Annotated in this window: 13 protein-coding genes, 1 pseudogene and 1 riboswitch; all 14 genes and pseudogenes read right to left on the reverse strand. The window is 35.9% G+C overall.

Translation table 11 applies throughout. The features are described 5' to 3' along the window. Window positions 1-4 precede the first annotated feature (4 nt). The 14 genes and pseudogenes from MHB45_RS15395 to MHB45_RS15460 all read right to left on the reverse strand — a co-directional run bounded on the left by MHB45_RS15395 (window position 5) and on the right by MHB45_RS15460 (window position 21,912). Window positions 5-808, reverse strand: a complete 804-nt coding sequence (locus MHB45_RS15395; RefSeq protein ID WP_340907968.1) for an ABC transporter permease — start codon at window positions 806-808, stop codon at window positions 5-7. Further along, complete coding sequence (locus tag MHB45_RS15400) at window positions 805-2,082, reverse strand: nucleotide sugar dehydrogenase (RefSeq protein WP_072273267.1); 1,278 nt, start codon at window positions 2,080-2,082, stop codon at window positions 805-807. The genes MHB45_RS15395 and MHB45_RS15400 overlap by 4 nt, the downstream gene beginning before the upstream one ends. A gap of 50 nt (window positions 2,083-2,132) precedes the next feature. Further along, window positions 2,133-4,877, reverse strand: coding sequence for a heparinase II/III domain-containing protein (locus tag MHB45_RS15405; RefSeq protein WP_340907970.1), 2,745 nt, complete (start codon window positions 4,875-4,877; stop codon window positions 2,133-2,135). A 26-nt stretch (window positions 4,878-4,903) separates the two neighbouring features. Then, the gene (locus MHB45_RS15410; RefSeq protein WP_048681323.1) at window positions 4,904-7,030 is read right to left on the reverse strand and encodes a glycosyltransferase; all 2,127 of its coding nucleotides are present in this window, start codon (window positions 7,028-7,030) and stop codon (window positions 4,904-4,906) included. A gap of 11 nt (window positions 7,031-7,041) precedes the next feature. Further along, window positions 7,042-9,201 (reverse strand): CgeB family protein, encoded by a 2,160-nt coding sequence (locus MHB45_RS15415; protein WP_340907972.1) that lies wholly within the window; start codon window positions 9,199-9,201, stop codon window positions 7,042-7,044. After that, window positions 9,201-9,593: a hypothetical protein gene (locus tag MHB45_RS15420; protein WP_048681331.1), complete on the reverse strand. Its 393-nt coding sequence runs from the start codon at window positions 9,591-9,593 to the stop codon at window positions 9,201-9,203. The genes MHB45_RS15415 and MHB45_RS15420 overlap by 1 nt, the downstream gene beginning before the upstream one ends. Continuing rightward, window positions 9,577-10,881, reverse strand: a complete 1,305-nt coding sequence (locus MHB45_RS15425) for a glycosyltransferase (protein WP_260089048.1) — start codon at window positions 10,879-10,881, stop codon at window positions 9,577-9,579. The genes MHB45_RS15420 and MHB45_RS15425 overlap by 17 nt, the downstream gene beginning before the upstream one ends. After that, entirely contained in the window at window positions 10,878-12,134 is a 1,257-nt protein-coding gene (locus MHB45_RS15430) for a glycosyltransferase family 4 protein (RefSeq protein ID WP_202187060.1), read from the reverse strand. Before MHB45_RS15430 ends, MHB45_RS15425 begins: the two co-directional genes overlap by 4 nt. A 179-nt stretch (window positions 12,135-12,313) precedes the next feature. Further along, complete coding sequence (gene wecB / locus MHB45_RS15435; protein ID WP_048681347.1) at window positions 12,314-13,426, reverse strand: non-hydrolyzing UDP-N-acetylglucosamine 2-epimerase; 1,113 nt, start codon at window positions 13,424-13,426, stop codon at window positions 12,314-12,316. 1,437 nt (window positions 13,427-14,863) lie between these two features. Further along, entirely contained in the window at window positions 14,864-14,968 is a 105-nt protein-coding gene (locus tag MHB45_RS15440; RefSeq protein WP_082162823.1) for an anti-repressor SinI family protein, read from the reverse strand. 18 nt (window positions 14,969-14,986) lie between these two features. Continuing rightward, window positions 14,987-15,070: riboswitch (cyclic di-GMP riboswitch) on the reverse strand. Window positions 15,071-15,471: 401 nt separating this feature from the next. Further along, a pseudogene (locus MHB45_RS15445) lies at window positions 15,472-15,828 on the reverse strand (ATP-binding cassette domain-containing protein); the annotation flags it as partial. A 253-nt stretch (window positions 15,829-16,081) separates the two neighbouring features. Then, complete coding sequence (locus MHB45_RS15450) at window positions 16,082-19,054, reverse strand: hypothetical protein (RefSeq protein WP_340907973.1); 2,973 nt, start codon at window positions 19,052-19,054, stop codon at window positions 16,082-16,084. Between the two features lie 208 nt (window positions 19,055-19,262). Continuing rightward, window positions 19,263-21,062 carry an ABC transporter ATP-binding protein gene (locus MHB45_RS15455; RefSeq protein ID WP_340907974.1) on the reverse strand — a complete coding sequence of 600 codons (1,800 nt, stop codon included), beginning with the start codon at window positions 21,060-21,062 and terminating at the stop codon, window positions 19,263-19,265. Between the two features lie 361 nt (window positions 21,063-21,423). Further along, window positions 21,424-21,912: a lasso peptide biosynthesis B2 protein gene (locus MHB45_RS15460; RefSeq protein ID WP_397330404.1), complete on the reverse strand. Its 489-nt coding sequence runs from the start codon at window positions 21,910-21,912 to the stop codon at window positions 21,424-21,426. Window positions 21,913-21,916: the final 4 nt, after the last annotated feature.

Genomic DNA, 21,916 nt, shown 5'->3' on the forward strand with positions numbered 1-21,916 from the left:
TAGACTACAAGTAGTCAACAAATTTATTCCTAAACTTTATATGTGCAGCAGACCCTATCGATAGGATAAAAAGCGTAAACGCCCAAAAATACAACGTATATGCCCAGTCTTCATAGAACCATCCATATCCCAAGAACGTATTACGAAATCCTTCAATTATATAATAAAGAGGATTTAATTTTAAAATGAACTGAAGAACATTGTTAAGCTGACTCGTATCCCATAAAACAGGAGATAAATACAACAACATTCTCATGAGAGCCTGCAAGACCAACTGAAAATCACGTACAATTGTTGAAATCGTCGAACATAACAGAGTAATAGCAAATAAAAAAGTTAATAAACAGAGCATATAATAAGGTAATTGAATAAAATAAATACCTAGATTTATATGATAAATGAAAAGAATAAGAACTAATACAGCCATCATCATAAGAAATTGGAAAGCATTACTCATGATTGTAATTGATGGCAGCAAGCTTACAGGAAACTTCATTTTCGATACTAAATTAACTCTTGAATAAATACTATTTGATCCTTGGATAATTGAAGGGCTGATAAAAAACCAAGGTATAAGCCCAACAATTAACCAAATAAAGAATGGCACTCCCTCTACTGGTTGACCGCCACGGATACCTAAGCCAAAAACAAACCAGTAAAGAAAAATTTGTATTGCAGGAACTAAAAATTGCCATAGAACACCTAAATAATGCATTTGGTAAGTACTTTTTACATCATATGAAGATAAACGAACAATAAGATGAAAGTTCGAGTATTGCTCTTTCAAAACTCTCCAAACGAAACTCATGCCATTACGGTAGCTTTCTTAGTGAACTCGTATAAGTTACCGTAGTGAATATAATCAAAATCTAATGAGCGATTTTCAACCACATTCTTTGTATCAAAAATCCGCTTAGTAGCCATGCCCGTAAATTGATTCCAATCCAGGTTTTTGAATTCACTGTGGTCTGATAAAATTAAAACTAAATCAGAATCATTTACCGCTTCTTCAAGGTTAGAAATAACCCACTCTTTTTCCACATGCGGATCAAATGCTCTGACTTCATATTTGTCTTGGTTTTTCAGTATTTCTAAAATTTCCATTGCCGGACTTTCACGTACATCATCGACATTTCCTTTGTAAGTTAAACCAAACACAGTTACGACCTTTCCTTGGACATTTTCCATTAATGTATTCACATTCTCAACTACATATTCAGGCATGGATGTGTTAATGTTCCTAGCTAAATTAATGAGCTGAGCTGTTTCCGGTTCTTTTGCAACGATGAAATAAGGATCAACTGCTAAACAGTGTCCTCCTACACCTGGTCCTGGAGTGTGAAGATTTACTCTTGGATGTTTATTAGCCATTTGGATTACATCTAAGGCATTAATCTCTAAATTATTACAAACTTTTGCTAGTTCATTTGCTAAAGCGATATTTACATCTCTAAAAGTGTTCTCCATTAATTTGGACATTTCTGCTGTTTTGGCATTAGTTTTAATAATTTCACCTTGTACAAATGTGCTGTATACCTTGGCACCAGCTTCCGTGCAGTTAGGTGTTATTCCGCCGACAATTCGGTTATTATGAATTAGTTCATGTAGAATTTGACCCGGTAGAACACGCTCAGGACAATGTACTAAATAGATGTCTTCTCCTACTTTAAAACCAGATTGTTCTACTAATGGTTTTACTTCATCATCCATACTTCTAGGTGCAATCGTTGACTCTACAATTAATACATTACCTTTTTCTAAATACGGTATTACATTTTTAACGGCACTTAACACATAAGAAAGGTCGCATGATTTATATTCATCATCGTGGTTTGGTGTTGGAACTGCTACAATAAAAACATCTGATTTTTCAGGCTGTAAAGCTGCACGGAACAACCCTTTCTCAACCACTTCATTTAAAGCTTCTTGCAATCCTGGTTCTTCGATATGAATTTTTCCTGAATTTAATGAATCGATCACTCTTGGACTGATGTCGACACCTACTACATCAACACCATGTTTTGCGAACATAATTGAAGTTGGTAATCCGATATATCCTAATCCTACTGTACAAAGTTTCATAAATATTTCCTCCTAAAAATACGAAAATGAGTTTATAATCTAGCAATTTTTCAAATATAGATATTGTCTGTATACTGAGAAGTTTTTTGCATCCTTGAATCTCTTACAAAGACACGGCATTTATAAGATCCTGGTTCTGTGACTCGATAGGTGAGCTGAGATGGTTTTCTGTAAAAGAATTTTTCTATTATATCTCCATCTTTATAAAAATAATAAGCGTATTCTAATCCTAAGCCTTTTGCTTCACAATTTACTATTAGCTCTTGATCTCTTTGTTGAATAGTAGTGCTTTTAATTTCTGGGGTCATTTCTTCAACAAATCGGATATTAAGAATACTACTTAATGTTTTCTTAAGATAGTGGGGAAAATATGTCTTTAAATCTTCGTGTGTTATATTTTCTTCTATATCCAATTTCACATCATATCCTTTATAGCTAAGCATTTCTTGTAAAGGCATAACATGATTTTTGTAATGATGATCTCCAGTACCAACATATAAATGAATTTTTGGCGACACATCTACAGGCTGCTCTAATAAACGGTACAACACATTGTTCAAATAGTAACAATCGCCTTCCTCAGTCCCACCAGCTATGTATTCAGCTATATTATGATGTTTTGCTTGTTTTATTAAAAAATCACCTAACTTACTTTGAGGCGCCCCAGCAACAATGTTACCCAAAAAGTATTTTATCCCATAGTATAAAGCCGCATATCCACCCTTTGAAGATCCCACAGTTGTCACATTTTTGTGAGGTATTTGATACTTGGACATTATATACTGGATTAAAGAGGCAACCGTTGATTCAATAGAATGATTGCGGTCTTTCCCCAGATAATATGCCCCTTGATCACCAAAGTCATCAAGTATAAAAAGTTTGTTGGCTTTTATACCATCCAAAGTTTTCATATAATTATAGACATACCCATATTTGGGAGGAAGAGCAGAAAAGATGATAATTAATTGATCTTTTAACTTTTCATCCTCAGCTGATACCAAGTGATATCTCACCTTATCCGTACTATTAAAATGGTTGTCCCTCTTAAACAAGTCTTTTCCTTCTTTATTAATCTTAAAGGAGGATAAACGGAATTCGGTTGTACATGTGACATTAGCGCCGCTTAATTCCACTTCTATTACCGTTGCTTCTTGCTTTGATTCCATTTTTGGGAAAAACCAGCCTTGCAATGTCGGCTTTGTTTGCCCATGAATAGACTGTACACGTATCGGTGAAGTGGTTTCAAATTCCATTTCAGCCACCTTTTCCTCGTTTCTAAATAGTGAAACTATGGAATCACGCACATATACTTGTATATCAGGTGCAACATGCCATAAAATTTTGTATTCATGTTTTTGTTCGGATTGAATTTGATCAGTCACAATAATACGTTTTTCTGTTTTCAAATATTTCACATTACGACTATGCTTTACACCTTCAAACCGTTCATTGATTCCCATAGCTTCAGGCTCATCTGGCGAGAGGTTATAATCAGCTATATATACCTTATCATATTGTTGATCTACTCTCGGAAGCCCCTGTCCATCTACGATAAGAGTATTGTGTGCAAAAGAAGAGTAAGCATATTGTGTATATGGATCTTTATAATTGTATCCGTTTGGTCCCGCTTCTGTAATGATATCACCATTTGAATATATATGAAGGCTCAAATCATCACTATGCTTATGATATGCAGTATGATATGCAGCTGAAAATAGCACATACGTAGCTTCCTCTTTTTTGGTCCAGTCGTCGCGGAAAATTGCATATCCTGACTCTTTGAATACACAGTCATTTTTCTTTGAAGGCTTCCCTTGTTCCCCTTTTGTCACAGCATACAAATACTCTGGACTTTCATAGAGTTTAGCATATCCAGCCGTTTTTACTAGTTTGGCCTCTGTATCTCCTATCGCAGGCAAGTAACCATCCGGACGAATGATATGTGTTGCATAACTCTCGCTCCCTTGATAAATGTCCATAAAACTTTTACCTAAATCCGGAGAGATTTCTTTCAGCCACCCTGCAATTCTCCTAACATTATTAGCTACAAGAAAATGATAGGAGGGTGAATGTTCTTTGTGCACGCCCTCTAATGTGAAAATATGCAAAAAGTATTTTTTCAAGCGGGTTATCGCTACCTCCTTAAATTGACGGCATACATCAATTTCTTTCTCGAAATAAAATGAAAATAGAAGTAAAGCAATATCTTGAAACATTCCATGATTTGTATTAGTAGAATGAAAATCATCCTCGGCTAATAAGGTAGCAGTGAACCGCATTTGTTTTTCGATTACAAGGCGGTCTTGCTCACCTAATTCTTTTCTGGCGTAAGTGTAAAATTTCAACCAATATTGCAACCTAAGCGCAGTTGTTTCATCATGGTAGGCCATCGTGTTCTTACTTTTTGAATAGGGATATTTGGAAATCCAATCGTGAATTAAGTTCATTCCCTTTTGTAAATATTTCACATTATGGGTTTGACGGTATGCTTCAGTTAAACAACCTAAAAATGTATGGCCATGAATTAATCGTTTAAAGCTTCGGGATTGGTCATCCTCCCATGAAATAGAATCAGAGTTCTCGTACTTTGTCACCCCAAATGGTGGAATCATATAAGAATTGTCTAGAACCATTCGATCCGCAGAGAGTATGGCATCTTTGTTTCGGCTACCCGGCAAAGCTGAAATAATGGCTTCTAATTGTTCTGATGTTAACGAGGCTGGGATATATATACTCAAGGCCTTAATTTTCCTCCAGTCCGTTGTAAATTCACTATTTTCTTTATTAAATGGCAATCCTTCCGGATTTCCACTTTTATGGATTAAGCCAAGATGCAGTTTTCTAGTTTTTTTATAATGATCTTTTTATCAAAATTTTCATAAGGATACTTTTTCATACTTTCACTTAAACCCATTTTGCCTTTTCTCTGAAGAATCGCTTTCACAACCTGCTCTTCATTTTCAAACAAAAATTCTCTCGGATAAATCGTTTCCGCACCTGTCCAGTGCAGCACCAAGGGTACACTCCCAGAAGACATCCCTTCCATAGGAGCTAAATGAAAACTCTCAAAATCACTGGTGGATAAGATATACCCAATTTTTCTAAACCACTCTTCCATATTAGATCCGTGCTGATCGAAGACGAGATTCTTTTTCCATGGTGCCTTATTTATTCTTTCAAATAAATCCTCATAATATTGTTTTTCTGATTCTCTGTTCATTAACCAGGGTAGATCTTTCGGCATTTTGCTTTTGACAAATAATTTATATCTATTATCGGTTTCCCAGAGTCTTTCAAAAATATTGATCGCTCTGTCCAAACGTTTCAGGCTTGGTAACACTCCGCAAATACCAAGATTATACTGGATTTGGGAATTCACTTTAGGCTTATTAAACTTGTTAGTATCCACAAGGTTATAAATCATAGTCATTTTTTCTCTAGGAATTTGAAAGAGATGATGGAATTTCTCAAATATAAAAGGTGATACGGCAATAACTTTATTTATATTTTCCATCTTAAATTGGTTAGGGTAATCAGTTAATCTCTCTTGTCCATGCATTCTGACAATGAGTCTTTGACCTTGTTTCTTATTTTGCGAATACCAAACTGCATTACCTAATCCCCATTCGCAAAAAATAACATCTGCCCAGTTTAAACATTCCTTGCTCTTTATTTCGTCATGATTATTATGTCCTTGCCATTTATCAATTTTCACTTCAAAACCTGGATGTGGTTTAAAGTATTCAATGGCCATGTTGATAAACTTTAAATCATGCCCTGCAAAGACGAGCTTTATTTTTTCATTATAAAAATTCCATAGTACAGGTCTCAGTCGCTGATAAGCGGATGAAAATGTATAGTATTTGCTGGCTTCATAAACTTTCTTCGCCGTTTTTCTGTAAAGCGAACGATTGTACATGATTTCCATGGTCTTTTCGACAAAATCTTCTTCACTATCAACAAACAAGAAATAATCTGCTCCAAGTAACTTTTCATACATTTTGGTACGCCGCAATAAAACCGGTTTTCCAAAACGTCCATACTCCAATAACTTGGTGGACAACTCCAAACTCGAGTCATTATCAATCGATTCACTTCGCCAGCCAATACCGATATCTGACTGATCTATAAACTTCAATGACTTAGAACGCGGAATGGCTCCTACCCAATTGATTCCTTCCTGCGTTTTCAGAAGATTAGTTATTTTCTCTTTTTCAGGGATTAATTCCCCCTGAAATTTATCTCCTGCTACATTTAAAATGAGACTCCGATCTTTCCCATTAAGTACTTTAAAGGCAGATATAATTTCTTCTGTATACCACCCCTTAGCAAATTTACCAGTGTAAACCATGCTATTGTTTTTGTTTGTAAAATCGGGGGTTTGGTCAAAATCTGGAATCATGGGAGTTAATAAAGCAAGTTTTTTCCCATCTACTCCAATAACTTCTTTTAATAATTCCTTAGTTTCTGGTGTTTGAACAAACATGTTTGGAAAGAGGTCGTAGATTTTCTTTAAAGTTGCTTTTTCGTCCTCTTGAACCGAATCTTTATCATGATTGATATCCGTAATATATGGAATGGTTTTTCGAGAAAGGGGGCTTTCTAATAAATTCATGACAATCTGAAAACCCCGGACAATCACACAATGATAATCATTCCTTTGATCCAATTCCTCCATCAATTGAACCGCTTCTTGCGTATTAATTCTATTTCCATTCGCAAACTTTCTATTATAGTCAGTAAACGTATCAATTATATTAACTTGTTGAAGGTTGTCCATTTCAGATAATAAATTTCTGTTTTTAATCCGTGCTTTTAACAGAACATCCACTGAAATATTTTCGTCTTTATTTAATACATTTGCCATCGAAGTCAGCCATACAGCTGAACCATCCATGATATTTATATCTACATCCCCGTAAAGGAGAATTTTCAGTTTTCTAGTCATTGCGTACTCACCTATTTTTGAAGTTTGTTTTGTGCTTTCGATTCAGCATTCAACCCATTTTTCAGGAAGTTATATTTATCGACACTCAACAAACGAAATCCTTTTTTAAAGTAAGAAGATGTTGTTTCAGAATTCCTCATCCTATCTAATATAGAAAACACGTTTTCTCCGCTGAAAACCTTCATGTTCATTACAGAAGCATCCATGGCTAAATCACTAACATATTCATATTCTTTATTTTTGTTTAGCTCTTTGGTTGTTTTCTTTTTGCGGTCATAGGAGTAAATCGAGCTTTTACCGATAATATCAGCTGGGCTATAGTCTGTCGCGATCATTAAATCTAGTAGATAATTTTCGCCGTAGAAGTTCATTGGATTTAAATAAGCCACATATTCATTTTTTATTACTTCTGATAATCGCGAATACTCGTTCATATAACTTAAAACATAGGTGCTAATTTGGTCGTCTTTGTTATATTCATTTAACAGATCAATGTATCCGTCAAAAATTTCCACGAAAACCACCAGTTCTTTTTCCTTCCAAGTTTGTTCCTTGAATTGATCGAGTATATAGAAAAACTCTTCCTTTGACTTTACGATGGACATAACAGTAACCTTTTTAGGATTTAGGCTTATGTCAATCCCCATATTTTTGAAAATATATTGTATTCGGTGTTTATACGTATGGTGTAAGTATACTTCCCTAATGCCTTCCAGAGATTTCTGTCGGTAATATCCTTCATCATTCATTAATTTATTAATATTACTCTCTAGCTCTTGCTGGTTTTCGGAGATTAATACGATATCTTTAAAGATTTTTTTAACGCCTTCCGAATAGCTACTGATAATCGGTGTTCCGCTTGCTAAACCTTCAAAGACACGCCTTGAAAACATAGTAGGAGAATACTTGACGCTGTTGACATTCAGCATGAATTTATAGCCTTTGTAGGCTTTATCAATTTCATCATATTTCAGGCTGCCAACTATATTTTCGTTGAAGCGTTCCGGAAAACTAAAGTGGGTCGTTCCTTTAGCATTCTTTTCATAATTACGATCGAATATATCCAATCCGAACTTTGCTGCTATATCTAGGATGTTTTCCATATCCCGTTTTCTTTCCTCATGTCGATTGGCATAAAAAGAACCTGCAAAACAAATCTTCTCGTTACGTCTTTCTTGAATCTTTATGGGATTATGAAAATTTGGCTCAGCAGAAAAAGGAAGAGAAAAAACATTCTTATGTCCTGAAGATTTTTGATAATTCTCAATCATATTGGCATCGGTCGTATAGATATAGTCGAACAATTTTGCTGTATCAATAAAACGATCAAAGTGAATCGGGTCTTCTTTATTCCAAAACACAGTTGGTATGCTATTCTGCTTGCACCAGTTTAACAAATTGATAAGAGGGCTTTTATCTTGATTGTTATATCTAGCAATCATATTCTCCCATGTTCCATAATTACCACGCCATGCGGATTCTACGAATAACACATCCGGAATATTTTCAGATAATATTTCCTGCCAGTTCCCCTTATTAAACGTGATTAGATTCACTTCTTGCTCAAAACATGTCATGCTGAATTCATCTAAAATGCATGCCATTTTTATATCAGAGATTCGTTTAGGAGTTTCTTTCTTTGTACCTTTTTTCGTAATCACTTGCGGTTGCATAATTTGCTCTTTAGATCTCTCAATCCGAATATCTTCTATTATTCCTATTCCGCTGCCAGAAACCCTTAGCGCAAGTCGTATTTTTCTTGTATTCTCACTTGTTCTAACTTTTATCTTTTTATTAACCGGTATTGTGTGCACTTTTATTTTCTCTTGACTGGAATACTCAACCAACATTAACCATATACTAACATCGCCTAATAGGTCACATTTTAAGTCAACTTCAAACTCTTCATGAGGCAGTATTTTTATCTCATTGTTTGGTAAGTATTTAAAACTATTATTTTTTTCTAAATAGGAGATATAATCTTTTCCACTATCTTCTGATGATATATATAATTTACTATTTTGGTTATATACAAAAATGTTTGGAGAGTCATAAAACCATTCCTTAGCATCTAAAAATGACTTTGTATCAACTAAATAAGGTCTTAGCTCTCCAAGGATTTGCTTTTGGAATCTCGATAATTCCGATTTTAACATCGTTATATCTTTCATCAACTGTTAACTCCTTGTACAACGCTTTTGCGATAAGTCCGGCGTTTACGAAAAGCCCAATACTTTTTCGTCAATCGCCCTAATTTAGAATTTTTGAGCGCTTGCAACTCTCTCTCGGTTTTTTTATTTTTATTCTCTAACTGGATAATCTTCGTTTCCAATTGAGAAATTGTCTCTTGAGAACTTGTTAACTGTTTCTCTACGATTTGCTTCTTTTTTGTTTCTTCTTCTAAAATCTCAAACAGTCTTTTATATTGTTGCAAATTTTCATAAGTTTTTTCTTTAAAAAGAACAAGTTCCTTTTCTAACTCTACGTATTCCTTTTCACTATATACCTTTTCCTTATGAGTGTTTTTTGATATTGTTCCTTTACTTTCAGGCATTTCCTTCATTCAACTCCACTCTTTTATATATAGTTAATAAATTCTCTTTTTCAACTTCCCAATTATACTTCAGCTTGGCCTGTTTACAATTCTCACTCATTTCATTCCGGAGAATTTCGTTTTCTAATAAAACATTTACTGCGTTGGCTATCTCCACATGATTATGTGAATCTACGCACAAACCAACATGTTCACCTTCTACAACACGTTTTATCTCTGGAAAGCTACATGCTACAACTGGAACATGACTCATAATGTACTCAAACAGCTTATTTGAAGAAGCAGAGAAATGGTTAAAACATACATTATTCAGCACCTGAAATCCTAAATAAGCGTTTTTTGTATAGTTCGGTAAATCACTAAGATTTACTTTAGGAAGAAATTTTACTTTATGATTCAAATCCATCTCGTTCACCATTCTCTCAAGTTCTGGTTTAATTCTTCCGTCTCCTATAAAAACGAGTGTTCCTTCATTAAATAACGGAGCTGCTTGAATCAATTTATCTAATCCTCGACCAGTTTGAATGCCACCCTGGTATAATAATATCTTCTCACCTTCTGGTAAGCCAAGTATTTTATGAATGGAAAGAGTTTCATTCTCATTTATATCTTGTTTAAATGGATAATTATGAACTACATTTGGATAAAATCCATATAAATCTTCATTGTATTTTGCCCTTGTATGATTTTCCACGATCATCGCATTAATTTTATCGATAAAAAAGGATTCCATCTTGCCATAAATCCCACTATCATACCCTGTTCGACTAGTTTGAACCTCATGCGAATCATAGACTAGCTTACGTTTTTTGAATCTGATTTTTGAACACATAAACCCTTGAGGCAATGTATTTAAATCGTTTGAATGGTAGATATCGTAATTTTTTTGCATCCCTTTTTTGATCATATTCAATATAATACTTCCTCTTACCCAAACAACCTGCAATTTAGTTTTCAGAAGGAGAACACATAGAATAGTTAAAGTAATAACCGGAATGGGAAATAAATAGCAAACAACTAACCAAAGGGCAAGGGCAAGTAGACCTACCTGCTTCTTTTGAACGCATAATCGGAATCCCATTTTCATCATATCCAATAGTAGCGGGTATCTCCTTACCCGATGCACTCTAAAATTCGGATTGCGCTCCTCATACAAAGGTAAGTTCGAATCCTTCGGATCCTGTATACAAATTAAATCCACTGAGTAGTTTTCTTCGGATAATGTGGTACATTCCCGAAGAACACGGGCATCATTTGTGAAATGGTTCCAAACGAACATACAAACATTTTTTCTCATACCCCATCAACCTTCTCTATTGAATCTTTACCTTTTGATACTTGGTATAAAGAGTCACTATTCTCTATTAAGCTAATCAATATATGAATATTTTTCTCCCACAAAAAATGCTGGCCTACATATTTTAATGCGTTTTGTGAGAATTTAGCCCTAACCTCAGAATCCATTGATAAAGTAAGAATATGCTTAATCATATTAGTTGCATTATGAGATTCTGACACAAAGCCTACTTCATGTTTTTCAATTACTTCTTTAGAATAACCTGACACCGATGCAACAATAGGGATTCCACAAGTCATATAATCCACTATTTTTCCGGGCAACACCGTTTCAAAAACTTTCTTATCATTAAGCGTCACAATTCCTACATGATGAGAGGAAATGACATCCAAGCATTCTTTCCTCGTAGAAGGCTTAACAAATCGAACATTTGTAAGATTTTTTTCTTTTATATAATCAATAAATGCTAACCTGTTAAAACCGTAGCCCATAACTGTTAAGTTGATAGAATATTCATTAAGCTGCCTGGCTAGGTCCATCAGTGTCTTAACATCTTGTGCAAGACCAATATTCCCTGCATAGATAACCGTGAATTCCCCTTCTCCTGCTTGCTTTAAAGCCAATTCTTTTTTTCTTGCAGAGTTCGGTAAAAATTTAATTTTATCAATGGGAATGCCACGAGTGTACGCAATATAGTCTATAAATCCTTTACTGTTTACAACAATATGGTCTGCCTTTATATATAATAATTTTTCCAATTTGCTAAAGAAGGAAAGGATTGTCGGAAAATTAAACACTCCTACTCCTTTCAATGTTTCTGGCCACAAATCTCTTATATCCAGTATTAACCTGCTTCTAAATCGATACTTAGCAAATAAGCCGGCGAAAGCGATAAATATAGGAGGGGAGGTAACAAAAATAACATCATATTTATTTCGATCTTGTAAAATATGAAACAGCATTTTAAAGGCAATTTCTAAATAGTAAAACAATCGATTTATAATGCTTCTTGAATATTTTCGATTCCATACTTTAATCCGCTTAATGTCATGCTCTTCTCTATTGAGTGAATCATCATCCCAGAATTGTTCATCCTCATAGATGTTTCTATTCGGATAAGTAGGTTCAGTGGTCAAAACCCTTACATCATAGTTTTCTTCTCTTAATAATTTATATATATTTTTAATCCGATTGCCGGCACTTCCTAGTTCAGGATAAAAATTCTGCGAAATAACTAAAACCTTTTTCTTCAAAATACTCCTCCAGTTAATGCTTCGTTTAAGGCTTTCTTGATAGAAAGATAGAGAAAATTGATTTTCTGACAAGGTAATGATATCCTCTACTCAGGTTCAATCGCATACTCAACAATGGGTGGCTATCCACACTATATGTAAAATTATTAGTACATAGTGCCATAGATGTTAGCTTATATTTATTTGAAATATAAACTAATTGCATCCCCAATACGTTTAGATGCATGTCCATCTCCATATGGATTAGAAGCTTTAGACATACGATCATATTCTGCTTCATCAGTTAATAGCTCTTTTGTCAGCCGGTAAATGTTTTCTTCTTCTACACCAGCTAATTTTAGCGTTCCAGCTTCAATACCTTCTGGTCGTTCTGTTGTATCCCGAAGCACCAAAACTGGCACACCTAGTGAAGGAGCTTCTTCTTGCACTCCACCAGAATCAGTTAATATAATAAAAGCTCTTTCTGCAAAATTATGAAAATCGATCACTTCCAATGGTTCGATTAAATGAATGCGGGGATCCTTCCCTAATACTTCATCCGCTATCTCACGCACAGTAGGATTTAGATGAACAGGATATACAACCTGTACATCATCATGTTCTTCAATAATTCTCTTTACCGCTCGGAACATATTCCGCATTGGTTCGCCGAGGTTTTCCCGTCTATGGGCTGTTAAAAGGATTAGTCGATCATTACCGATCTTCTCTAAAACTGAATGTGTGTACTCTTTGAGAACCGTTGTTTTCAATGCATCGATAGCTGTGTTCCCAGTAATGAAAATAGCTTCTTCCTTTTTATCCTCTTGTAGTAAGTTTTCAGCGGATTTTTTTGTTGGTGCAAAGTGTAGGTCAGCTAAAACTCCAGTCAACTGACGGTTCATTTCTTCCGGATAAGGGGAATACTTATTCCACGTTCGTAACCCTGCTTCTACATGGCCGATTACAATTTGGTTATAAAATGCTGCTAAACCGGCAATAAATGTAGTAGTCGTATCACCATGTACAAGGACGATATCCGGTCTCACTTCCTTCATAACAGCATCTAATCCTTGAAGACCCCGGGTTGTAACATCCGTTAACGTCTGTCGGTCTTTCATAATATTCAAATCATAATCAGGTATAATTTCAAAAACATCTAATACTTGATCTAACATTTGTCTATGCTGAGCAGTTACTGTAACAATGGTTTCAAATTCCTCTGGTCGATTTTTTAATTCGAGAACTAAAGGAGCCATTTTAATGGCTTCAGGCCGAGTTCCGAAAATCGTCATTACTTTAATAGGTCTATCCATTTCTATCACCCTTCTATAAATATACTTCTAAATATCTTTCGATAAATAGTCTCTAACCAATATCCTAGTTTCTAATATCTGAAAATGGGAAACTCCGTTTAATCCACCAGTTTTCAAAAGTAAACATGCAAATATGAATTATACAGAATAACTATAAACCTTACCACACACAAAAAAAGAAGGGTTAATTCAACTAGTCTAGACTTTTGATTGCCCATGGCATACAAAAGTTAGACCATTGTACCCCTTCTTTAATAAAAAATTAGGAACCAAAGCTCTATGTAATTTATATAAGTATAATAAGATGTTGAAAAATATAGCTTTATATCCGCCTAACATTTTGCTGAAAAGAGTAATAAATCTACCTTTTTATTTTATTATTATACACCAAAAAGCATAGTATATCTTACAATTTACTAACATTACATTATTACCCTTATATAACATAAATGAGTATATCATACCATATTAATACTGACCACAGGAATTTATGGTTTAACATTTACTATAAATACATTTCTAGAATTTTTTTCTACAACAAAATTAACTGTTAAAATAAATGTTTAGTTCCATAACAAAAAAACTGTATTAATCGTCTTCGTTTTTTCGATAAGCGTATTACAAAAAAAGATAGGTATTGTATTATGTAAGATTCCTCCTTAATTCCTACCATTAACATTAAAGTTTGCTATCCACTAATGAAGATATTATCACAAAAATGGTCATCTGACCTTCGTAATAGGTCGCTGGTATCGTTAAATAACTTATAATAGAAGAAACTCGTCAAAAATGGTTTTTTTACTTAAATGTAGTGATGTTGCTGAGAATTTTATAAATAGACAATAATGAGTTTAGAAAACAAATTTAATTGCGTCAGGGAGTGGATTACAGACAAAAAAAGCAACAATATGGGGTTAATATAGTTTGGGAAAATTTTAGTTACGTCCGAAAGACGTTTTGTGAGAGGATGTATCCGTCTTGGAACGTAAGAATACAGGGAAGAAATAATAATGAATTCCAGAAGGGTAATTGATGGAATTTCGCGGCGAATACGGAGTATCAGAAGTTAACATTATAAAAGGGGTAAGAGACTTTACTTCTAAGGGGAAGAGTCCAATGACTACGAAGGAATTAGCCGCCATACAGAAGAGGTTAAAACATCTTTTTATTCGAGTCTTTAATTTCTTATCTTATAAAATTCATTATAATTTTGATCCAACCGAAAAATGCCAACCATAACGGTACACTGAATAAAGTTCCCCACATTAATCCCTTCAAAAGGGCAATAGATACATCCATAATAAAAATCCCCCTCAATAAGGTTGCATTTTTTATTATTATCGCCATGTTCTTTATTCTGGATACCTTTTACGTTAATGAAAACAAAAAAAGAAGACTGTATAACAGCCTCCAACATAATTTTTATCCCTTTCCATTTCATTTTCCTTTTATAAACTCTCGCACATCTTCAATAGATAATCCTAGATTTTTAGCCTCTAAAATTAGATAAACCCATTCTTCCCGTTCATTGTTAGCTTCCATGATAAACCCCACCCAACTTGTGGTAATACAGCCGTCTTAGCATTAAGCCTTAGACCTGTAATTTTGCGTCCCTACTTTTCAATAGGTTTGCCTTTCTCAAGAATTGCCATTATTATTAACCAAGATTAATAAATCTCTTGGTACTAAATAAACCAGCTTGCCCTAAAACATTTCCCCTTAATTAAAACTATATTAATGTTAATTATACTTTAAAACGTAATAATAGTACTTAATACTATTCGTTTTTTTATGTCATTTTTCAACATCTTTCATCAAAAAGCGACACTTCAATGTAAAAACACTGGTATAATGCGCTTTCTTTACAACTCTTTTATTAATAATAGATTTATAATAGCATAAACAAGCTCGAATTTATTATTCTATAAAAATATTCTTCGGAATTAGCGGGCTAAGTGATTCTGTATTAATTTTTTCCCTAAGAAAAAAGCCAGCATTACAAACCATAATTGGCAGTAACCTGACTTTAACTCTAGTAAAAATATTTACACACTTGATTCCATTTGGATACCTAATAAATTGCTAAACATCCCTCTTTTTTCATTGGCTAACTGGTTATATTCACCGACCTGAATGATTTCTCCCTGATCCATAACCAGCACTTGATCGGCATTGCGAATCGTCGATAATCGGTGAGCTATGACGATAATGGTCATTTTTCCTTTTAATCTTTCAATAGCGAATTGAATCTTCGCTTCGTTCTCTGTATCCAATGCACTTGTCGCTTCATCCAATACCAGGATGGAAGGTTTGCGTAAGATCGCTCTGGCTAGTACTAGACGCTGCCTTTCTCCTCCCGATAGTCGGACAACTCTATCACCGATTAGTGTATCAAGACCCTGTATAAATAATGAGATCATGGAAGGAATCTTATACATTTTGCAATTAAAGTGCAAACACTCATTTTACTCCCTTATTTTTTTCTTAATGAGTTATTAGATCCGCATGTGTAAGCATGTAAATTCAAGAACAATAGAAGGCCATTAAAAACGCCACGTTTGCACGCAATTATTCTATTAATAGTACAAATCCAAATAAGGGAGCCTAAATCTAATAAAAGATTAAGGCTCCCTTTGTTCAACACTCCGTTACTTTTTACTTAACACGATAGGCAATTAAGTTGGATTTAACAAAAGTTACGGAATTAAGGGATAATCCATTTGCACTAAGTGCTTCATTAATTCGTCCCTTAGTGGTAGACAAGGAATCACTAGCCAATGCCTGTTCCAGCTTCGTCTTGGCAATGACGTTTTGCTCTTCTGCAGTCTTAACATAGTTTCGGATTACTTGTAACTGGCTTGAAGGAATTTTCGTACCATTATACGCAGACAATTGATCTTTTAAGCGAGTTATTTTCACTATTGCTTCATTGTTAGTGGTAACCGCTTTATTTACATCCTCTTGTATGCCTTTCGTTTTGTCCGATGCATCCTTTATGCCCGTTTGAGTAGAATTGCTCTTATTAATTGCAGCAGTCGCTGCATCCACTAACTCTGCACCAGCACGATAGGCAACTAGATTGGATTTAACAAATGTGACGGAATTAAGCGATAACCCATTTGCTCTTAGTGCATCATCGATACGGGCCTTAGCTGTCGCCAATGAATCCGTTGCCAATGCCTGCTCCAATTTTGTCTTGGCTATGGCATTTTGTTCTTCTGCAGTCTTAACATAGTTACGAATCACCTGTAATTGGCTAGAAGGTATATTCGTTCCATTATAAGCTGCCAGAAGTTCTTTTAATGATGCTATTTTCGCTTTTTCTTCGGCATTTGCCGTAATTGCTTTATTTAGGTCCTCTTTGCTAAGCTTAATTTTATCCAAAGCAGCCCTGATACTCGTTTGAGCGGAATTGCTCTTATCAATAGCAGCAGTAGCTAAAGGCAACATTTCCTCAGCAGGCTCAGGATTTATGATTTCAAACTTTATTTCCTTTATAGCTTCATTTCCTGCATGATCTACAGAAGTCAAAATGATAGTGTGTTGACCCGGACTATTAACAGCCGGGAGACTATCACTATCCCCGTTCGCTTTGACTGCCTCTTTCCCATCAACTTTATAGCTGACATAACGTACTCCAGCTTCATTATCACTTGAAGAGAAGGTGATTCTGACAGGGTCTGTATAAGTGCGACCTTCAGTAACTCCATCAGACGTGATAGTAGGTTTTACATCGTCCGTCGGCTCCAAAGCAACATTCAGATCTGTTACAGGAGGAGGAACAACCACTTCACGACTCGTTGTGGTTTCAAATCCAGGACGGCTGACAACTACTCTGTACTTTCCGGCTGCAGCATCCCAAGCATATTTGCCGTCATTACCCGTTGTTTGAGGATTAGTAATCGGCGACATCATACCTGGGTAGGCCTCTTCACTCATATTCACCCACGTTTGAATCTGTGGATCGAAGTATTGGAGGACCACTTTTGCTCCAGGAAGTTTCCAATCCGTCCCCTTTTCTTCATTATAAATAAACCCACTTGGATCTATAAGTATAATCGGGAATTCCTGTGCTTGCCCCGTCGTTGCATCTTCATAACGAGGAATTACCTTAATAGTCATTGGTGTTTCCCAAAGTCCTTCCTCGCTCGGTGTAAAAGTATGTTTCCAATCCACAGTATTCGTTGAATCCATATCATTCTCATAACGATCACCATCCGCATCAGTTGCGATTAACGTGACCCCTATGGCTTTTGGATTATCAAAAGATGCATTAACCGTTAAAGGACTTGTACGCCCCGCGATTGGGGTTCCATCCACAGATGTTCCATAACTTCCACCCAAGGTAATGTTAGGCGGGATTACAGGCTCTAGTGCCTCGACTTCATATTCTGTGGATGCAAAAGGTTCATCAGAACCATCCACAAATGCTTTAACCGTTATCTTATGTTTGCCCTGTCTGTTAGGTTTAAGCTTCCACGTGGATTGAGTAGTTGCCCCACTTTGAACCGCTCCTAATGATTGTTCCGTCTCCGTATCAACAAGAGAGACCCCTGAATCCGTTTCAATCTTTAGTGTGACATTGTTTAACGGTGAACTTGTACTATTGGTAAAATAAGAGATGACATTAAACGGAGCAGATGACCATTCATCATACGTTAATTTCTGCCTTCCGCTTAGAACAAGCGCCTCTTCTCCACCGACACCAGGTCTACCATAATAAGTGGTGATGATCTTTTGCTCTCCAGGGGCAAGTGTTTTTGGATTCCACCACATACCTACTGCACTGTCACCAGTACCAGACCCAGGCAAAATGTTATAACCCCACTTCGTTCCATTTATCCTCCCCCAGTTTGCTATCGTAAAGCGGTCTGGAGTCGATGCGTCACGTCCACCCATGCTGTATTGGGCACTGATATCCGGATTATCAAAGTTATTAAAAGCCTGCCAGAATGCGGGAACTTCTTCTCCCCGGTAATCTCTTTCGACATCTACGGATTCCACACCATTTGCTCCGGGCACTTTAAATGGTGCACGATCGTTTCTATCTACCATTGTATCCAGCATCATTCTCAGGCCAACTTCACGGTTTTCATTGCCCGTATTCGTTATGATGTAACGAATTTGCAGGGCATCTGGTTGCCCTGTAGCTGGGTTGTTTCCAGCCTGCAAAACTTGCTTGACTGATATATCACCCGTTTTCCAGACGGATTCATTACTTGTATTTTCTTCATTGTTTGTGGGTGTTTGGATAAAACGTCCATCTGGTTGATTTCCATAAATCAAGTCTGCACCATCGACCTGTAAAGTGGTAAAAGACGTACCAGGGCTTGATGGCCAACTGTAGATGAGATTGAACCAATCGTCTTCTCCTTCCAGTGCTCTTAGTCCAGCATTGAATCGTCCGTCGGAACCTACTTGAGCTTGAACAAAGTCATTTCCAATGTTTCCATCATACAGTGCGTTCAAAGACATTCTGTTACTTGGAGCTTGGGTCGGGAATGGGGTGTCTTTCCTACTACTTGAGCTTGGCTGTTCAGATCCAAAAGCGATGCTTTGAATCATCATAAACAAAGCCAACACTACGAATAAACTACCAGATAAACGCATTCCAAAGTTTCGATCCATCAGGGACCTCCTAATCTAATTTTACAACCTTTTAAGCACACAACTTCCTTTCTCTATTTACCTACTAGTAACCGAAAAACCACCTCCCCTCAATTCGCTCAAAAATTCTAGGATGGTTGATTCTCATAAGATGTTTTTCTATACCTAATACAACTCAGTGTAATTGATAAAAACTCTGAAATTTATAATCTCTCGTAACCTATTACATTTACATGGTTGATTCCATCTGGTTACTTAGCAGTTGATTAAACATTCCCTTTTTTTCTACTGCCAACTGATTGAAACCACCTAACTGAATGATTTTCCCTTGATCCATTACAACCACTTGGTCCGCATTACGGATGGTAGATAATCGATGGGCTATGACGATGATTGTCATGGTTCCCTTTAATGTTTCGATTGCAGCTTGTATTTTTGCTTCATTTTCAGTATCCAACGCACTTGTCGCTTCATCTAAAACCAGTATGGATGGTTTTCTCAAAATAGCACGGGCTAATACGAGCCGTTGGCGCTCCCCTCCTGAAAGCTTTATCCCCCTATCTCCTATTAGGGTATCTAAACCTAGAGGAAGTTTCCTTACAAAGTCAGCTGCAGCTGAGAACTCAAGCGCTTCCCAGATTTCCTCTTCCGTTGCATTTGGATCAATGATTAATAGATTTTGCCTAATAGTTGCATTAAACAAAAATGGATCTTGCGGTACATAACTTACAGAACGTCTCAGCGATAATAAATTTTCACTCCCCAATTGTTTCCCATCAATCAAGACGGCTCCTTTTTCTGGATGATTCAGACCCATCAATAAATCAATCAGCGTACTTTTACCCGCCCCAGACCGTCCTACTATGGCCGTCATTTGATTAACTGGAATCTGAATATTAATATCTTGAATTGCAAAGTCAAGTTGCTCAGAATTATAACGGAAAAAGACCCCTTGGCAATCTATCCCTTTTTCTATGAAAATAGGTTTTATTTCTTCTACTTCTCTATCATGAATTTCCTTAGCCGCTAGACATTCTTCCTGTAAATCCACGAGTGCTTTAAAACTTGGAACGGTGGCTCCTAATTGCTCAAGATTCGACTGAATCCCCGAAAACCTTGGCCACAATCTTGAGAAAATGACAATAATGAGGATCAATTGGGTTGGCTGGGCTTGAAACATTTTCACCGAAAAGAATACTAACACCGCAATCAATAAAGCAGAGGCCACTTTATAAATGACCTGTGAGGTGGTTTTGAGTTTTACGAATTTCATGATATTCCCTTCAATTTTTTCGTTTAACAACTGAAACCAGTCCAAATGCGGTTCTTCAAGAGAATTGCTTTTTATGTCTTTTATTCCATTAAAATGGTCCGTTATAACAGCTAAATAGGATTTTGATAGAAGAACGGTCTCTTTTCCGAATGAGTTTGATTTATGAACGAAGGACCTAGAACAAACCATAAGGGCCACACCAAAAAACAACACAAAAAGGGTCATTTCTGCAGATAACCAAAATGCTATCCCTACCTGCATCAACGTGAAAACAATGGAGGCCAAGAACTGTAAAAAAAGTTGTATGCCTCCACCTACACGTGTAATCTCCGTCGTCATGAGGTTGATAATATCCGATTTTCGTTTATTTAAGAAAAGGCTCCAATTTGCTTGTAGAAGGGATTTATATGTTTGTTCCCTTAAATGTCGAACAAAGCTCTGTTGAAGTTTCGCATTTAATAGAAGTTGACTTCGTTGAAACAAGCTTTGTCCGATCACCAATATTACATAAATGCCTAAAATGAGTGATAGGCTCAGTGTTTCTGGTATGCTAAGAAAAAAAGAGGAAATCCCTGAGATGGTTGGGGTATTTGTTGAATCAAACACCATGATTCCAGACAGGCTGATTAATGGAATCAATAAAAATATCCCAATCCCTTCGAGTAAACTAGTTAAAATCATGCCTAAAAGATTGATATAAAGCGTTTTACCTGAAAAGGAATGAATTTTCTTTGTGAAAAATAACACATGTTTCATTTTTATATATCCTCCTATGGCATGAAAAGATTCCAAGTTTTTTCTCAAGAATTTAGGGATGCAGAACTACAGTTGTAGAAATGAAGTTTTTTAATAGGAGATAGTTTTCAAAGTTACGAGCAAAAGATTCAAAAACTAATCGTGATTAAAGAATTTTGAAATAAAGACATTTTCGCCAATAAATAACGTTGGATGCCTTTCAATTACTCTAGATAGATTCAGTATGTAAAGCCACCTTCCTTAACAAAAAAAGGTGCTTAATGTTTTTCCCATAGTCAATGGACTAGTCTATAAGTACCCCTTTTAAATTGAACTTCTAGTTTGTCACTGTCCTTTCAAGATGGATAAGGTCATTCTTTTATCAAGTAGCCTTAGTGTTTTCATTTTTCCCATCAATCTTTGCATCAGATAATTTTTTTCCGAAGATCCCTACAACAATGAATCTTTCCATAACATCAGCTCCTGTTATGTAGTAGGGGCCACTGCGTAGCCAAGCATGGGCAGCAAACTTCCCGTCGTCATCCTTACCCGTTCCTAAGTAAAGGGTACTTTCAATATTTCGCCTTTCCAACATTTTCATGGCAGCAATTGCCTTAACAAGACACTGGCTTTCCCAAAGTGTATAGCGGCTCATGATATTGATGGACTTTGATATACTCTTTAGCATGGCCACATTTCCATCAACACAGGAAAAAGAAGTCTCACTCATGTGCTCTCCAAGGGATGGAGCCACCTTTTTAAATGGGACGCTTTTAAGGATACGAGCCCAACCTAAAAAAAAGAGTGCCTCAACGAATAATCTTTTAGTTTTCCAATTCAATGAAAGAAATGCCTTTATTTTTTTCATCATTACA

The sequence above is a fragment of the Peribacillus sp. FSL K6-5616 genome, assembly GCF_038008245.1.
Lineage (GTDB): Bacteria > Bacillota > Bacilli > Bacillales > DSM-1321 > Peribacillus > Peribacillus frigoritolerans.

What these genes read in the sequence shown, in the direction of transcription:
- MHB45_RS15395 (WP_340907968.1), bottom strand. Translation starts at nt 808, where the DNA reads ATGAGTTTCGTTTGGAGAGTTTTGAAAGAGCAATACTCGAACTTTCAT.
- MHB45_RS15400 (WP_072273267.1), bottom strand. Translation starts at nt 2,082, where the DNA reads ATGAAACTTTGTACAGTAGGATTAGGATATATCGGATTACCAACTTCA.
- MHB45_RS15410 (WP_048681323.1), bottom strand. Translation starts at nt 7,030, where the DNA reads ATGACTAGAAAACTGAAAATTCTCCTTTACGGGGATGTAGATATAAAT.
- MHB45_RS15415 (WP_340907972.1), bottom strand. Translation starts at nt 9,201, where the DNA reads ATGAAAGATATAACGATGTTAAAATCGGAATTATCGAGATTCCAAAAG.
- MHB45_RS15420 (WP_048681331.1), bottom strand. Translation starts at nt 9,593, where the DNA reads ATGAAGGAAATGCCTGAAAGTAAAGGAACAATATCAAAAAACACTCAT.
- MHB45_RS15425 (WP_260089048.1), bottom strand. Translation starts at nt 10,881, where the DNA reads ATGAGAAAAAATGTTTGTATGTTCGTTTGGAACCATTTCACAAATGAT.
- wecB (WP_048681347.1), bottom strand. Translation starts at nt 13,426, where the DNA reads ATGGATAGACCTATTAAAGTAATGACGATTTTCGGAACTCGGCCTGAA.
- MHB45_RS15440 (WP_082162823.1), bottom strand. Translation starts at nt 14,968, where the DNA reads ATGGAAGCTAACAATGAACGGGAAGAATGGGTTTATCTAATTTTAGAG.
- MHB45_RS15450 (WP_340907973.1), bottom strand. Translation starts at nt 19,054, where the DNA reads ATGGATCGAAACTTTGGAATGCGTTTATCTGGTAGTTTATTCGTAGTG.
- MHB45_RS15455 (WP_340907974.1), bottom strand. Translation starts at nt 21,062, where the DNA reads ATGAAACATGTGTTATTTTTCACAAAGAAAATTCATTCCTTTTCAGGT.
- MHB45_RS15460 (WP_397330404.1), bottom strand. Translation starts at nt 21,912, where the DNA reads ATGATGAAAAAAATAAAGGCATTTCTTTCATTGAATTGGAAAACTAAA.